We start from the raw sequence: 14,864 nt of genomic DNA, 5'->3' as shown, positions 1-14,864 counted from the left end.
TTGCACTGATTGCATTGACCTGCCTGGCGCTGACCGCTTGCGGCGGTGGCGACGACAATTCCTCGCCCGCGGCGTCCGGCGGATCGGGCACGACCAACAACGGCGGCAGCGGCGGGACGGGCGGCACGCCAACGACGGGCACATCCGATGGCAATTCGGGTTCGCCGACCGCCTCGAACGTCGAGTGCGATCCGGTCTACCAGCAAGGCGATACCGTGCAACTGCACATGTACACGCAAGCGACGGCGCAGAGCCCGGCGGTCGACAATGGCGTGTACACGCGGACCTTCGCGCCGGCGACGTTCGAGGGCGTGGCGCTCACGCAGCAGGCCGAAACCACGACCGGCTCGCCGATTCAGACCAATCACTACTACCTCGTCGGCAACGGCGTGCGCACGAACTACGGCGGCGAGGTCTACAGCGGCAGCACGCTCGCGTTGCGCGATGTGAACTCGCCGCCCTATGTCGAGACGATCGGGCTCACGGGAAGCGAGACGGTGAATTATGTCGATACGCCCGTCTTTCCGTCCGGCGGCGCGCAAACGTCCGTCTCGATCCAGCGGACCTACGTCGCGCGCGAAACGGTCAGCCTCCGGAACGGCAAGGTCTTCGCGAACGCATGCCACTATCACACGACGGAGACCTTCACCAACCCGGCCTTGACCAGCAAGACGATCGCGGACGACTGGCTCGCGCCGGGTGTCGGCATGGTCAAGTCGGTCGCCGATGTGGGCGGCACGCAGATCATCACGCGCGAACTGGAATCGGCGACGGTGGGCGGCAAGTCATACTGAGCATGCATGGGCGGCGCGCGGGGATTGGTCGCGCGCCCGTGGTTGACGATGCTGCGTGGCGGCATGCAGCAGGTCACGTCGTCACGCGGGCGCCGGCCCGACTTTCCGACTGGCAGGAACGTGACGGCGCGCTCTGTTGTCCGCCGTCGAGATAACCGTTGCAACGACGGGGCGTTGACAGAGCGAGCCGCGCGAATTTCATCCAGAAACCCCAAGCGGTTCAGGCGAGAAAGTTGCTCGACATCTTCCCGACGCCGTCGTGGCGACCGCAGCAGCAATGGGAAAACGTGCGGGCCCCTTGATCGGCTCATGTCGACGCAGGCGAGCCTTCGTGCCGGACGGCATCGTGTGGTCAACAAAGTGGGGGAACACAAGCGTCCGCACTGGCCGGATCGCCACATGCACCGCCTCATATCATCCGACGAGCGTCTATACTTTTTGATCGTCATGCCGGCGCCGTGGGCGCTGGTGATACATCACTATTGCTGGATTCGCGCCAGGATTTCCTGTCACGACGGTGCTCGCCCATGCGCGGCGCCGGCTTTGCGAGCCCGATTGCCGCGAGAAGGCGCCGGCGCCTGGAACGCTCGGCCCATTGGCGCGTGATCGCGTGCTCCGGAGGTGCGTTATGAACTGGATCGGTACGTGGCGTAATCAATACGGCTCCACACTTTCCATCACCGACGACAAGGAGGGCGCCATTCGTGGCGTATTCAGCACCGCGTTGCAGGACAGCGCCTTCTTCGGTCACGATCTGCCTGTCTCGGGCGTCTGGTTCGGCGATTGCATCAACTTCGCTTTCGGCATATCGAATGACCGGGTTACCGTGATCTGTTCTTTCACGGGCATGCTGCGTGACGGCACGCTGCAGACGGTATGGCATGTCGTTACCAGCCAGGCGCCTCGGCCAGGCTCACGATCATCGGAGTCTGGATGGGCACATGCCGTCCAGACCAATGCGGATACGTTCGAGAGAGTCGCGGGGTAACGTATCTGCGAACTCGTGGTCCGGAGCGATTGCAAGGTGCGATGCCCGTTGCTGACCTGAACGGCGTGGCCAGGCGGGCGGCATGCAGGTTCGTGCCGAACGTCGTCACCGGTCCCGCCGCGCCTGGGCGGTCTCGCGCATCGGCGAGCTGCCGTGCCGCCCCGAACGCGCTGCGCGTCGAACAGGTCGGGCCAGCCTTACCCGCAGCCTTTCCTCCTGTCCGGGCGCAAGTCAATTCGACGCAGCATCACGGAATTTCCCGTGAAGGGGCTCACGCACACCCGCGCACGTACCGGTCGTACCCGACGATTCCCGGTTTGAGCGTCCCGTGCTCGTCCCAGTCATCCCAACCCGGAAATCGCAGCGGCCGGTCCGTCTGCCAGTTCGCGAGCCGGCGCGCGAGCGTGTCGCGATGCGCGGCCAGTTCGCCCGCCAGCGCCGCATCGTCCTGATACGCGTAACCGCCGTGCGCGTCCTGCACGCCATGCGCGAGCACCGGCGACAGCACGTCGTATCCCATGTAATGCAGCGAGTAATGAATCGGCCACAGCAGCAGGCCGATGTCGCCGCTGCGCCCGCCTGGGCCGAACGTCGCGGCCGGCGCACCGGTCGTGACCGAACAGATCGCCCGTCGGCCGTGGAAGTGGCCGCGATCGTAGCGGCGGCTGCCCGTGTACAGGCCGCCGTTCACGAACACGCGATCGAACCAGCCCTTCAGCATCGCGGGCGCCGCATGCCACCAGACCGGAAACTGGAACACCACGAGGTCGGCCTGCTCGAGCCGGGCGATCTCCCGGCGCACGTCGGCGGGCAGCGTGGCATGCGTGCTCGCGTGGCGCTGTTCGACCAGCGCCGAGAACACGTCGGCGTTCGCGCGACACGGGTAGTGGCGCGGCGCCTCGACCGGATCGAACCCGTCCGCGTAGAGATCCGACACCTCGACGTCATGGCCGAGCGCGCGCATCGTCCGCGCGGCGGTGTCGCGTAGCGCGGCGTTGAACGAGCGGGGTTCGGGATGGCAATGAACGATCAGCGTGTGCATGGGCGGCGTTCCTCATGGTGTGCCGGTGAAGGCGGCTTGCGCCGGGATTTGCCTGATACGGTACGCGTTGCGAAAATGAACGGGAATTGGCCAGTTTCGCAAACGAGGTTTGCATGAATGAACAGCGGCTGTCATGGGACGATCTGCGGCTCGTGCTGGCGGTGGCGCAGGCCGGTTCGCTCGCGGGCGCGGCGCGGCGGCTCGGCATCAGCCACGCGACGGTGTTTCGCCGCCTCGCGGCAATCGAGGCCGAACTGGGCGTCAAGTTGTTCGAGCGCACCCGCGCCGGTTATGCGCCGACGCCGGCCGGCGAGGACGCCGCCGCTGCCGCCGAACGGATCCAGGACGAGGTGCATGGCGTCGAGCGGCGCGTGGCCGGTCGCGACGTGCGGCCATCGGGCACCGTGCGCGTGACGACGACCGATACGCTACTGTCGGGCTTGCTGTCGCCGGTGTTCGCCGCGTTCCGGCATGCCTGCCCGGAGATCACGCTGGAAGTGTCCGTGTCGAACGCGGTCTTTGACCTGTCGAAGCGCGAGGCCGATGTCGCGATCCGCCCGTCGTCGTCGCCGCCTGAGGTGCTGATCGGCCGCCGGGTCGGTACGATCGCACAGGCCGTCTATGCGGCACCCGGGTGGCGCGAGCGCGCCGACGATCTCGCGTGGGTCGGGCCGGACCGGCGGATGGGTTACCGGCCGCTCGAGCGATGGATGCATGCCCACGGCGCCGATGCGCGTTGCGGGTATCGGGTGGATACGCTGCTCGGCCTGTTCGCCGCGGCACGCGCCGGCATCGGTGCAGCCGTGTTGCCGTGCTACCTGGCCGACGACGAGCGCGATCTGGTGCGGCTGGGCGGCCGGATCGACGAACTGGCGACCGACCTGTGGCTGCTGACTCATCCGGACCTGCGCGACACCGCGCGGATTCGCGCGTTCTCGTCGTTCGTCGCAACGTCGATCGAGGCCTTGCACGCGCGGCTCGCAGGTGACGCGCATCGCTGACGGCCCCGCGGGCCGGATGCTTCGGCCTGCCAAGCGTTACGGCCGCGTCGTCCTTGGCGGTGCGGCCGGCCGCATTTCCCCGGGCCTCGCGCTCCTCGCATCGACGCACGCATGCACCTTCGGCGACGGCAGCGCCTGTGTCGCGCCGACCGCTGACGTTGGCAGCGTCCTTCGACGGCGGGCACGGACATGACTCGAAGACGGTTTGACCGAACTGGACCCGCGCCTGATCGCGGCCCCGGAAACGCCCGGCAACGACACCTGCCGCTAGCGCGTCCGACGAACGATGAAGCAGACGGTCCTTGCCATCCTGGTCGGCGCGTGCGCCGGTCTGCTGGCGTTCGTGGCGGCAGTGAACAACAGCAGGCAAAAGCAGGCGGCACCACGCGTACCGCGGCCGGACGCATCGCCATCGCTGGATTTTCAGTACTTTCCCGGCGAGCCGACAGGCTATGCGGGATACACCGACCACATCTCGATGCAGCAGACCGTCAACGATGACCTTGTCGAGCATGATGCCGACTGGCAATTCAGCCGCATAGGATTCGCGAAGGGATTCCTGCGTACGGTGCTGCGCCGAGCCGATCGCTCGCCAAGTGCGCCCGGCATTTTTCGCATGGAAGGCGTGAGCGAAGACGATGCGATGACGATCGAGTGGATCGCACGGATGCAAACGGACGGCATCGACAACGCTTCTCCTTCGACATCGAATGTGAAGTCGATCGTGGGTGGGATGGCGTCCGACATTGCGTCGACCGGACCGCGTCGCTCGACGTTCGGGAGTCGCGCCGGGGTGGACGGCCGCGAAGGGTTGGAACGCGACGAAATTTCTGCCGAGCGATTGCGCGAACTCACGAAGCTCATGCGCGACGCGGAACGCAGAGGCGCGTCGCGGGCGGCCCATGCCCGGATCGTGCCGCGGCAATCGAGAGGTTGAGGGACGGGCGACGCCGATCCGTCGGCTTGCGAACCTTGCGCTGTCGATCGAGCGTGCCACCCGGCGTGTCCGACATCGCGTTTCAGGGGCCAGATTGCCGCGCCCGCCCTTGACGGCGTGGGCTGACGGCGCACGCGCGGCGCAAACATAAACGAAATGTGATCCCTTGCCGCCGCAAAATTTTGCACAATGACGGCAGTGCGGCCTTCCGCCGTGCTTCGCGCCGGCTCCGATCGCCGCCCGACAACCGTGACCGAGCCCCGCTCCGACGTGCCGCCGCCCACCGCCATGGACCAACCGAAACGTATCCTGATCGTCGAGGACGACGCCGACATCGCCGACGTGCTGAGCCTGCACCTGCGCGACGAGCGCTACGAAGTCGTGCACAGCGCGGACGGCGCCGAAGGGCTGCGCCTGCTCGAACAGGGCGGCTGGGACGCGCTGATCCTCGACCTGATGCTGCCGGGCGTCGACGGCCTCGAAATCTGCCGGCGGGCGCGCGCGATGACGCGCTACACGCCGATCATCATCACGAGCGCGCGATCGAGCGAGGTGCACCGGATCCTCGGCCTCGAACTCGGCGCCGACGACTACCTCGCGAAGCCGTTCTCGGTGCTCGAACTCGTCGCGCGCGTGAAGGCGCTGCTGCGGCGCGTCGATGCGCTCGCGCGCGATTCGCGGCTCGACGCGGGCACGCTCGACGTCGCCGGGCTGGCGATCGACCCGATCGCGCGCGAAGCGAGCGTCGACGGCGCACGCATCGACCTCACGCCGCGCGAATTCGACCTGCTGTATTTCTTCGCGCGGCATCCGGGCAAGGTGTTCTCGCGGATGGACCTGCTCAATGCGGTGTGGGGCTATCAGCACGAAGGCTACGAACATACGGTCAACACCCACATCAACCGGCTGCGCGCGAAGATCGAGGCCGATCCGGCCGAGCCCGTGCGAATCCTCACCGTGTGGGGGCGCGGCTACAAGCTCGCCGCGCCGGGTCAGCGGGATGCATGATGAAGCTCACGCTCACCCGGCGGCTGTCGCTCGTGTTCTCGATCCTGCTGCTCGCGTGCTCGGGTGCGTCGGCATGGCTGCAGATCCGCGCGAACGACATGCGCGAGAAGGAAGTCGTGCAGGCGCTGTCGCGCGACCTGGCCACCAACATCGCCGGCAGCGCGCCGTTGATGGACGCGAACGGATTGCGCCCCGACGCCGTGCGCACGTTGTTCGGCCAGTTGATGGGCGTGAACCCGAGCGTCGAGGTGTACCTGCTCGACAACGCGGGGCGCATCAAGGGCGACGATGCGCCGCCCGGCCACGTGAAGCGCGACCGTGTCGATCTCGCGCCGGTGCAGCGCTTCATCGCGGGCCAGCCGCTGCCGATCCTCGGCGACGATCCGCGCAGCCCGGACGCGCGCAAGGTGTTCAGCGCCGCGCCGCTGCAGCGGCCAGGGCAGCCGCCGTCGGGCTACATCTACGTGGTGCTGCTCGGCGAGGCGCACGACCGGCTCGCCGCGCGCGTCGACGCCGGCAACGTGCTGCGCACGACGCTGTGGTCGATGGCGATCGTCGCGCTGCTCGGTCTGCTCGCGGGCCTTACCGCATTCAGCTTCATCACGCGCCCGCTGCGCCGGCTGACGGCCGCGATGCGCGACTTCGACGCGAACGGTGCGCCCGGCGCGCCGGGCGCGGCTGATGTGCAGCCGCCGGTGCTGCGTTTGCCGCCGGGCCGTCGTGGCGACGACATCGCGGTGCTCGAATCCGCGTTCGCGCAGATGGCCGACCGGATCGGCGACCAGTGGCGCGCATTGACGCGCCAGGACCAGCAGCGGCGCGAACTGATCACGAACATCTCGCACGACCTGCGCACGCCGCTCACGTCACTGCACGGCTATCTGGAGACGCTGTCGCTGAAGGCCGACACGCTGGCCGAGCCCGAACGGCGGCGCTACCTGTCGATCGCGCTCGCGCAGAGCGCGAAGGTCGGGCGGCTCGCGCAGGCGCTGTTCGAGCTCGCACGGCTCGAATCGGGCGGCGTGCAGGCCGAGCGCGAGCCGTTCTCGCTGGTCGATCTCGTGCAGGACGTATTCCAGAAGTTCGAGCTGAGCGCGCAATCGCGCGGCGTCGCGCTGCATGCGCGGATTCCGCCGCGCGTGCCGGTCGTGTCGGCCGATCTCGGGATGATCGAGCGCGTGCTGACCAACCTGCTCGACAACGCGCTGCGGCACACGCCCGCGCACGGCGAGGTCGAGATCGCGCTGGCGCCGCACGGCGACCGCGTGGTCGTGACCGTGTCGGATACCGGGGCAGGGATTCCGGCGGCGCGGCGCGAAGGGCTGTTCCAGCGGCCGCAGCGGCCGATGAGCGGCGGCACCGCGACGAGCGGCGGGCTCGGCCTGTTGATCGTGCACCGGATGCTGGCGCTCAACGGCAGCGACATCCGGCTCGTCGACCGGGCCGGGCGCGGCGCGGTGTTCGAGTTCGCGCTGGCGGTCGCGTCGTCGGCGGCGGGCGACGCACGCTGAGCTTCGATCGGCGGCGTCAGCCGCCGCGCTTGCGTCGCACGTCGCTCGGCGTCGTGCCGGTCCAGCGCTTGAACGCGTGGCGAAATCCCACCGCGTCGCTGAAGCCGAGCGTCAGCGCGATGTCCTCGGTGCTGAGCGTGGTCGTGCTGAGGTAGTCGATCGCGAGCGCCTTGCGCACGCTCGTCAGCAGTTCGCTGTACGACGTGCCTTCGGCTTCGAGCTTGCGGCGCAGCGTGCGCGAGGTCATGCACAGGATCTCGGCGATCGCGTCGATGTCCGGAAACTGCCCGGGCGTGCGCGTGAGTTCCTGGTATACGCGCCGCGTGACGCCGGCCTGGCTGCGCATTTCGTCGAGCAGGCTCGCGCAGTGCGACGACACCTGCGCAGCGGTGATCGGATTCGCGAGCTGCGGCGCGCGCGTGAGCCAGGCCGCCGGATAGCTGAGCACGTGGTGCGGCTGGTCGAACGCGATCGGGCATTCGAGCGCGTCGGCCAGCAGCGCACAGTGCGGCGGCTGCGGCTGCGCGAACTGCGCGCGCGCCGGCACGCACCATCCGCCCATCACGTCCTTGATGATCGTCACGTGCAGCGCGAACTGCATGTCGATCAGGAAACGGTACAGCGGCTCGTCGAGATCGGGCAGCGCGACTTCGTGGCGGTCCGGAAACAGCCACGACGCGGTATCGCCTTGTTCGACCCAGCGGATCGGCAGCATGCCGTTCGCGAGCCGGTGATATTTGACGGCGGAATCGAACGCGTGCGCGAGCGATTCCGAGCACAGCATCGCGTAGCCGTACATCCCGTAGCTCGACGCGCGCAGCCGGCGGCCGACGCGCACGCCGAGGTCGGGGCCGTCGTAGCGGGCGACCGCGTTGCGCGCGGCCGTCAGGAACTGCAGCGGCGACGTGAGCGTGAACGGGTCCGCGACGTCGGCCGGCGCGAGGCCGGTGCCGGCGAGCACGGCGGCCGGATCGAGGCCGGCTTGCGCGGCCACGTCGACCAGCACGGCCAGCTTGGCCGGCGTGAAGCGCTGCTCGCGCAACGCGTGCGCGGAAGCGGCGTCCGGCAGCCGGGCGGGACGGGCGTCGGTCGGTTTCAAGAGCGCACTGCGCAGCATGACGGGATCCTGCGTCCGAATCGATATCGTTGACGGCACGCAATTCTGCGCGGGAACGATCCCATCCGCCACCGGGTTCACCCTGATATACGCCGGCGCCACCCCGCCGCGCGGGTAGTCAGCCCCGATCGCCGGGCTGCGCGCGCAGGATCGCGTCGACGAACTCGACGAAGCCGAGGCCGCCCGGGCCTTGCGTGATCCATCGCGGCAGCGCGGACAACTGCGGCAGATACTCGATAACGGTGCTCATGCCGGCCGTATGCGTGAAATAGCCGAACATCGGCGCGTCGTTCGTGGAATCGCCCGAATAGGCGACGCACCCGGGCGCGGCGCCGGCATCGACGCCGAACGTATCCGCCAGCACGCGCAGCGACATCGACAGCTTGTCGTACCCGCCGACCCAGCCGATCACCCACAGATTGTTGATGGTTGCGTCGGCACCGGCCTCGATCAGCGCGTCGAGTATCCGGTCGTCCTGGTCGCCGCCGGTGCGTGCGTACGCGAGCGACGTCAGCCGGAAGTCCTGGTCGTCCGCGCGGCGGGCGGGCGGGACGGCCGTCGCGACATGCTGCGCGATGCGCCGGAGCGCGTCGCGTGCGCCGTCGAGCGCATCGTCCGCATGCCAATAGCGGCGTTCGGCGCCGTGCCCGTCCGGGCTGCGCCGGATGAAGAGTCCGCCGTTCTCCGCGATCACGCCGTCGACCGGCCACATCCGCGCCATCTGGTCACACCAGCCGGCCGGCGCGGCGGTGACCGGGATCACGCGGATGCCGCGCGCTTGCAGCCGCTCGAGCGCCGCATAGGTCTGCCCGGCGAGGCGGCCGCGATGCGTGAGGGTCTCGTCCATGTCGGTCAGCAGGAAGCGAACGGACGAGAAGGTGTCGGCGGGGGCCAGGGCGAGCGGCTGCATGGTCTCGGCGGATGAGGGACGGTCGTCGATTATGAAGAACGGCGACACGCCGCGCCATGCCGCTTGCTGCTTTGCAATTCGCGCCGGGGAATATGCGCGCGGACGAGTTGCCTGGACAGGGAGCGAGCACGCATGTCCGTTTCGATCATGTTTTCGGCCGCCCGGATCATTTGCAAAGCGCGTCGCGCGGGCGATAGTCGCCGGTCAGGCGGCGGCCCGCGTCCCTCCGGCGTGCAGGCCCCGTGCGAACGGTACGCATGCTGGCGTGCCGTCCAAAGAGGAGTGAGACATGACGAAGAGACACTGGACCGGGTCGTATGGCTCGATCCCCGCCGAGATCGACGCCGATCGCCATCCTTCCGTCAGCGCGCTGCTGGACGACGCGATGCGCCGCTTCGCCGACCGTCCGGCGTTCCATGCGTTCGGCCGCACGCTCACCTATGCCGACGTCGAGCGCCTGTCGACCGCGCTGGCCGCGTATCTGCAGCAGGTCGTCGGCGTGCGCAAGGGCGATCGCGTGGCGGTGATGCTGCCCAACGTGCTCGCGTTCCCGGTCGTGTTCGTCGCCGTCGTGAGGATCGGCGCGATCCAGGTCAACGTGAATCCGCACTACACCGCGCGCGAGCTCGAGCATCAGCTCAACGACGCGGGAGTCGAGGTGGCGATCGTCTGCGGCGGGTCGATGGGCACGTTCGCGGACGTGGTCGGCGGCACGCGCGTGCGCACCGTGCTGAGCGTGGGGCGCGAGGATCTCGGCGTCGTCGATGCGCCGGGCGGCACCTGCGACGCGCTGCCGCCCGGTTCGACCGCGCTCGCGCAGGCGATCGCCGCCGGCGAATCGCTCGCATGCGAGCCGGTGGCGCTGAGCGGCGCGGACCTGTTGCTGCTGCAATACACGGGCGGCACGACCGGCCTGTCGAAGGGCGCGGCGCTGTCGCATCGCAACCTCGTCGCGAACATCGCGCAGTTCGCGGCGATCGTGCCGGATGCGCGCCGGCCGGGCGAGGAGGTCGTCGTCACGGCGATCCCGCTGTATCACATCTTCGCGCTGACGGTGAACTTCCTGTCCTACTTCGCGATCGGCGCGCAGAACTGGCTCGTCGCGAACCCGCGCGACATGGACGGGTTCATCGACGTGCTGAAGGCCGCGCGGCCGACGGTGTTCGTCGGTGTGAACACGCTGTACGCGGGGCTCGCCGGCCATCCGCGCCTGAAGGAGGTCGACTGGTCGCGGCTGAAGCTGTCGGCCGGCGGCGGGGCGGCGGTGATCGACGTGATCTCGTCGCGCTGGAAGGCGGTGACGGGCAATTTCATTCGCGAAGGCTACGGGCTGTCGGAAACGTCGCCGGTCGTGTCGTTCAACCCGCAGTCGATCGACCGGTTCACGGGCACCACGGGCCTGCCGCTGCCGTCGACCGACGTGAAGCTGCTCGACGACCAGGATCGCGAGGTGGCGATCGGCGAGGCGGGCGAGATCTGCGTGAAGGGGCCGCAGGTGATGAGCGGCTACTGGCAGAAGCCGGACGCGAACGCGGCCGCGTTCACCGCGGACGGCTATTTCCGTACCGGCGACGTCGGCGTGTTCGACGCGGCCGGCTTCCTGCGGATCGTCGACCGCAAGAAGGACATGATCATCGTGTCCGGTTTCAACGTGTACCCGAACGAGGTGGAAGCGGTCGCGACCGCGCTGCCGGGCGTCGCCGAATGCGCGTGCATCGGCGTGCCGGATCCGCGCACGGGCGAGGCCGTCAAGCTGTTCGTGGTGCTCGCGGCGGACGCCGACGTGACGGAGGCGCAACTCGTCGCGCATTGCCGCGCGAGCCTGGCCGCGTACAAGGTGCCGAAGCTCGTCCGTTTCGTCGAGCGGCTGCCGAAGTCGACGGTCGGCAAGATCCTGCGCCGGGAACTCAGCCGCACCGACTGATGGGCACGACGCGCCGCGCGGCCGCGGCGGCGCGGCCCGGTGCGCCGGCCACGCCGAAGGGGGCGCGCGGGCCGCTCAAGTACAATGCGGTCGGTTCGATCGACGGGGACGCGATGACCGGCTCAGATTCACTTTCCGCCCGGCCCGGGCGTGCGCTGCCGTCGCCGAGCGCGACGGTGCCGATCTCGCTCGTCAACGGCTTTCTCGCGAGCGCGGGCGTGCAGCGCGACGTGGTCGAGCGCTACCTGCGCGGCGCCGGCATTCCGATCGAGCTGCTCGGCGAGCCGCACGCGCGCGTGACGGAGGAGCAGTTCTCGACGCTGTACCGCACGCTCGCGATCGACCTCGACGACGAGATGCCCGGCATCTTCTCGCGCCCGTTGCGCGGCGGCACGCTGAAGTACCTGTGCCTGAGCCTGCTCGACGCGCGCAATCTCGAAACGGCGCTGCACCGTTTCGGCCAATTTTTCCATATCCTGCTCGACGACTTCTTCGTCGAATCGAAGCGCGACGATCTCGTCGCGCAGGTGCTGCTGCGTCCGAACGACGCCATCGGGCCGATCGGCGCGCTCGGCCAGGAGCTGATGCTCAAGCTCGTGCACGGCGTGTGCTCGTGGCTGATCGGGCAGAAGATTCCGCTGCTGCAGATCGAGTTCGCGTGCCCGCGGCCGCGCCATGCGGTCGATCACCTGTACTTCTTCACCGGCGCCGTGCAGTTCGACTGCGAGCGCACGCTGATGCGCTTCAGCGCCGACTACCTCGACGCGCCGATCCGGCAGAGCAAGCGCAACCTGCGCAAGTTCCTCGCGCGCGCGCCCGGCGACTGGATCTTCGAATCGTTCAGCGAACAGCTCGTGTGCCATCGCGTGCGGCAATACCTGTCGGCGGCGCTGCCGGATCTGCCCGTGATCGACCAGGCGGCCGAGCATCTGCATTGTTCGGTGCGGACGCTGAGCCGTCACCTGGCGGCGGAAGGGACGACGTTCCAGGTGCTGAAGGACGAGCTGCGGCGCGATATCGCGATCCAGCGGCTGACCGATACGCCCGACACGATCGCGGCGATCGGCGCCGATATCGGCTTCGACGATCCGAGCGCGTTTCATCGCGCGTTCCGGCACTGGACCGGGAGTACGCCGGGGACGTATCGGCGGCGGGCGTGACGCGGGCGCGGGGCGGTAAGTCGCAGCTTTCCGGATCGAATCCCATAAGTGGCTCCCTTGCGGTTTTCATGGCCGTTTTTTCAGCGGACATCCCATAACCGGCGCCCCTTTGCTGCTCGAGCCGGGCAGGCGGGCGCGCGCTTGATCGCTTTTTTGGCGCGCTTCATCGCGATTTCCGATGCGGACAAATCGGGCGCTGATGCCCGCCAGACGGGCTTCTCCGCCGCATGCGGGGGGCGCCGCTGGTGCGCGACGTGGCCGATTTTGTCACCATGTGGGCCGGATATGACAATGAAAATCCGGCACCCCGGCGTTAGGATGGCCCATCACGTCGCCGGTTCTGGCCGGTTTTGCCGTACCGTACCCCCGGCGCCCTATTCACCGCCTGATTGGAACATCGACCATGAGCTATAACGCCCCCGTCAAGGACATGCTGTTCGTGCTGAAGGAACTCGCGGGCATCGACGCCGTCGCGCAGTTGCCGGGCTTCGAGGATGCGGGTTACGACACGGCGCAGGCCGTGCTCGACGAGTCCGCGAAATTCTGCGGCGAGGTACTGGCGCCGCTGAACGTCGAAGGCGACCGCAATCCGAGCAGCTGGAAGGACGGTGTCGTGACCGCGACGCCGGGCTTCGGCGCAGCGTTCCGCCAGTTCGTCGAAGGCGGCTGGCAGGGGCTGCAGCATCCGGCCGAGTACGACGGCCAGGGGCTGCCGAAGCTGATCGCGACGCCGTGCATCGAGATGCTGAACGCGTCGAACCTGTCGTTCGCGCTGTGTCCGCTGCTCACCGACGGCGCGATCGAGGCGCTGCTGACGGCCGGCACCGACGAGCAGAAGCAGCGCTACGTGCCGAAGCTGATCTCGGGCGAATGGACCGGCACGATGAACCTGACCGAGCCGCAGGCGGGCTCCGACCTCGCGCTGGTGCGCTCGCGCGCCGAGCCGCAGGGCGACGGCACCTACAAGGTGTTCGGCACCAAGATCTTCATCACGTGGGGCGAGCACGACATGGCGGACAACATCGTCCACCTGGTGCTCGCGCGCACGCCGAACGCGCCGGAAGGCGTGAAGGGCATCTCGCTGTTCATCGTGCCGAAGTTCATGGTCAACGACGACGGCTCGCTCGGTGCGCGCAACGACGTGCACTGCGTGTCGATCGAGCACAAGCTCGGGATCAAGGCGAGCCCGACGGCGGTGCTGCAGTATGGCGATCACGGCGGCGCGATCGGCTATCTGGTGGGCGAGGAGAACCGCGGCCTCGAATACATGTTCATCATGATGAACGCGGCGCGCTTCGGGGTCGGGATGCAGGGGATCGGCGTGGCCGACCGCGCGTACCAGAAGGCGGCCGAATTCGCGAAGGAACGCGTGCAAAGCCGCCCGGTGGACGGCTCGGCCAGGCAGTCGGTGACGATCATCCATCACCCGGACGTGCGCCGGATGCTGGGCACGATGCGTGCGCTGACCGAAGGCGCGCGGGCGCTGGCCTATGTGGCTGCCGCGCACAGCGACATTGCCCACCGCCATTCGGACGAGGCGACGCGCGCGCGTCATCAGGCAATCTACGAGTATCTGGTGCCGGTCGTGAAGGGCTGGAGCACGGAGATGGTGAACGACGTCGCGAGCCTGGGCGTGCAGGTGCACGGCGGGATGGGTTTCATCGAGGAGACGGGCGCGGCGCAGTACTACCGCGATGCGCGGATCCTGGCGATCTACGAAGGGACGACGGCGATCCAGGCGAACGACCTGGTGGGCCGCAAGACGCTGCGCGACGGCGGCGCGGTGGCGAAGGCGCTGCTCGCGGAAATCGGCGACACGGTGACGGCGCTCGGCAAGCTGGACGGTGCGGCGGCCGCGTCGATGAAGGCGCAGCTGGAGAAGGGTGCGCGCTCGCTGGCGGCGGTGGTGGACTACGTGCTCGCGAACGTGAAGCAGGACCCGAACGCGGTGTTCGCGGGCAGCGTGCCGTACCTGAAGCTGGCGGGCGTGGTGCTGTGCGGCTGGCAGATGGCGCGCGCGCTGGTGGCCGCGCACGCGAACCGTGCGAGCGACCCGGCGTTCTTCGACGCGAAGATCGCGATCGCGCAATGCTATGCGGAGCACGTGCTGGTACAGGCGGGTGCGCTCGAAGCGTCGATCGTCGGCGCGAAGGGCAACGAGAGCGTGCTCGCGTTGACGGAAGACCAGTTCTGACCCACTGACGGTCGGGACGCAGCAGGAGACAGGATTTTGACCACACAGGACTTGCTCGCGCAATACGGCCCGCGCGAATCGATGGAATACGACGTCGTGATCGTCGGCGGCGGCCCCGCCGGGCTGTCGGCGGCGATCCGGCTCAAGCAGCTGGCCGCCGAGAAAGGCGCCGAGATCGGCGTGTGCGTGCTCGAGAAGGGTTCCGAGATCGGCGCGCACATCCTGTCGGGCGCGGTGATGGACCCGCGCGCGATCACCGAGCTGTTTCCCGACTGGAA

13 protein-coding genes are annotated in these 14,864 nt (G+C 68.4%); 10 read left to right on the top strand and 3 right to left on the bottom strand.

What is annotated here, in order from left to right:
- Both H0X90_RS35110 and H0X90_RS35105 read left to right on the top strand, forming a co-directional pair.
- The coding region (locus H0X90_RS35110; protein WP_230877759.1) for a hypothetical protein at positions 1-794 on the top strand (794 nt) is incomplete at its 5' end.
- A 628-nt stretch (positions 795-1,422) separates the two neighbouring features.
- Positions 1,423-1,782: an avidin/streptavidin family protein gene (locus tag H0X90_RS35105; RefSeq protein ID WP_077190944.1), complete on the top strand. Its 360-nt coding sequence runs from the start codon at positions 1,423-1,425 to the stop codon at positions 1,780-1,782.
- A 271-nt stretch (positions 1,783-2,053) separates the two neighbouring features.
- Here H0X90_RS35105 and H0X90_RS35100 read toward each other — a convergent pair whose 3' ends face one another.
- Complete coding sequence (locus H0X90_RS35100) at positions 2,054-2,824, bottom strand: NAD(P)H-dependent oxidoreductase (protein ID WP_077190942.1); 771 nt, start codon at positions 2,822-2,824, stop codon at positions 2,054-2,056.
- 113 nt (positions 2,825-2,937) lie between these two features.
- Here H0X90_RS35100 and H0X90_RS35095 point away from each other — a divergent pair, with 113 nt between their 5' ends.
- The 4 genes from H0X90_RS35095 to H0X90_RS35080 all read left to right on the top strand — a co-directional run bounded on the left by H0X90_RS35095 (position 2,938) and on the right by H0X90_RS35080 (position 7,281).
- On the top strand, positions 2,938-3,825 hold the full coding sequence (locus H0X90_RS35095) for a LysR family transcriptional regulator (protein ID WP_060213430.1): 888 nt from the start codon (positions 2,938-2,940) through the stop codon (positions 3,823-3,825).
- Positions 3,826-4,111: 286 nt separating this feature from the next.
- A complete protein-coding gene (locus H0X90_RS35090) occupies positions 4,112-4,762 on the top strand; it encodes a hypothetical protein (RefSeq protein ID WP_077190941.1) in 651 nt (216 codons plus the stop codon).
- A 288-nt stretch (positions 4,763-5,050) separates the two neighbouring features.
- Positions 5,051-5,770: a response regulator transcription factor gene (locus H0X90_RS35085; RefSeq protein WP_006484292.1), complete on the top strand. Its 720-nt coding sequence runs from the start codon at positions 5,051-5,053 to the stop codon at positions 5,768-5,770.
- Positions 5,770-7,281 carry a HAMP domain-containing sensor histidine kinase gene (locus tag H0X90_RS35080; RefSeq protein WP_048992560.1) on the top strand — a complete coding sequence of 504 codons (1,512 nt, stop codon included), beginning with the start codon at positions 5,770-5,772 and terminating at the stop codon, positions 7,279-7,281. The genes H0X90_RS35085 and H0X90_RS35080 overlap by 1 nt, the downstream gene beginning before the upstream one ends.
- A gap of 16 nt (positions 7,282-7,297) precedes the next feature.
- Here H0X90_RS35080 and H0X90_RS35075 read toward each other — a convergent pair whose 3' ends face one another.
- Complete coding sequence (locus H0X90_RS35075) at positions 7,298-8,398, bottom strand: AraC family transcriptional regulator (protein ID WP_048987806.1); 1,101 nt, start codon at positions 8,396-8,398, stop codon at positions 7,298-7,300.
- A gap of 118 nt (positions 8,399-8,516) precedes the next feature.
- A complete protein-coding gene (locus H0X90_RS35070) occupies positions 8,517-9,308 on the bottom strand; it encodes an HAD-IIB family hydrolase (RefSeq protein WP_048987808.1) in 792 nt (263 codons plus the stop codon).
- Between the two features lie 289 nt (positions 9,309-9,597).
- Here H0X90_RS35070 and H0X90_RS35065 point away from each other — a divergent pair, with 289 nt between their 5' ends.
- The 4 genes from H0X90_RS35065 to H0X90_RS35050 all read left to right on the top strand — a co-directional run.
- On the top strand, positions 9,598-11,232 hold the full coding sequence (locus H0X90_RS35065; RefSeq protein WP_102898719.1) for an AMP-binding protein: 1,635 nt from the start codon (positions 9,598-9,600) through the stop codon (positions 11,230-11,232).
- A complete protein-coding gene (locus tag H0X90_RS35060) occupies positions 11,232-12,392 on the top strand; it encodes an AraC family transcriptional regulator (protein WP_006498528.1) in 1,161 nt (386 codons plus the stop codon). The genes H0X90_RS35065 and H0X90_RS35060 overlap by 1 nt, the downstream gene beginning before the upstream one ends.
- Before the next feature lie 403 nt (positions 12,393-12,795).
- The gene (locus H0X90_RS35055) at positions 12,796-14,586 is read left to right on the top strand and encodes an acyl-CoA dehydrogenase (protein ID WP_077057095.1); all 1,791 of its coding nucleotides are present in this window, start codon (positions 12,796-12,798) and stop codon (positions 14,584-14,586) included.
- A gap of 36 nt (positions 14,587-14,622) precedes the next feature.
- Positions 14,623-14,864: NAD(P)/FAD-dependent oxidoreductase (locus H0X90_RS35050; protein WP_196438423.1), on the top strand; the 242-nt coding region annotated here is incomplete at its 3' end.

The organism is Burkholderia sp. 9775_39, from assembly GCF_015712225.1.
Taxonomy (GTDB): Bacteria; Pseudomonadota; Gammaproteobacteria; order Burkholderiales; family Burkholderiaceae; genus Burkholderia; species Burkholderia cenocepacia.
Note: the sequence above shows the minus strand (reverse complement) of the source record. Positions and strands in the feature narration are given on the sequence as shown.

Bases quoted from the DNA above. Each gene is read 5' to 3' on its own strand.
- H0X90_RS35105 (WP_077190944.1), top strand. From the start codon at position 1,423: ATGAACTGGATCGGTACGTGGCGTAATCAATACGGCTCCACACTTTCC.
- H0X90_RS35100 (WP_077190942.1), bottom strand. From the start codon at position 2,824: ATGCACACGCTGATCGTTCATTGCCATCCCGAACCCCGCTCGTTCAAC.
- H0X90_RS35095 (WP_060213430.1), top strand. From the start codon at position 2,938: ATGAATGAACAGCGGCTGTCATGGGACGATCTGCGGCTCGTGCTGGCG.
- H0X90_RS35090 (WP_077190941.1), top strand. From the start codon at position 4,112: ATGAAGCAGACGGTCCTTGCCATCCTGGTCGGCGCGTGCGCCGGTCTG.
- H0X90_RS35085 (WP_006484292.1), top strand. From the start codon at position 5,051: ATGGACCAACCGAAACGTATCCTGATCGTCGAGGACGACGCCGACATC.
- H0X90_RS35080 (WP_048992560.1), top strand. From the start codon at position 5,770: ATGAAGCTCACGCTCACCCGGCGGCTGTCGCTCGTGTTCTCGATCCTG.
- H0X90_RS35075 (WP_048987806.1), bottom strand. From the start codon at position 8,398: ATGCTGCGCAGTGCGCTCTTGAAACCGACCGACGCCCGTCCCGCCCGG.
- H0X90_RS35070 (WP_048987808.1), bottom strand. From the start codon at position 9,308: ATGCAGCCGCTCGCCCTGGCCCCCGCCGACACCTTCTCGTCCGTTCGC.
- H0X90_RS35065 (WP_102898719.1), top strand. From the start codon at position 9,598: ATGACGAAGAGACACTGGACCGGGTCGTATGGCTCGATCCCCGCCGAG.
- H0X90_RS35060 (WP_006498528.1), top strand. From the start codon at position 11,232: ATGGGCACGACGCGCCGCGCGGCCGCGGCGGCGCGGCCCGGTGCGCCG.
- H0X90_RS35055 (WP_077057095.1), top strand. From the start codon at position 12,796: ATGAGCTATAACGCCCCCGTCAAGGACATGCTGTTCGTGCTGAAGGAA.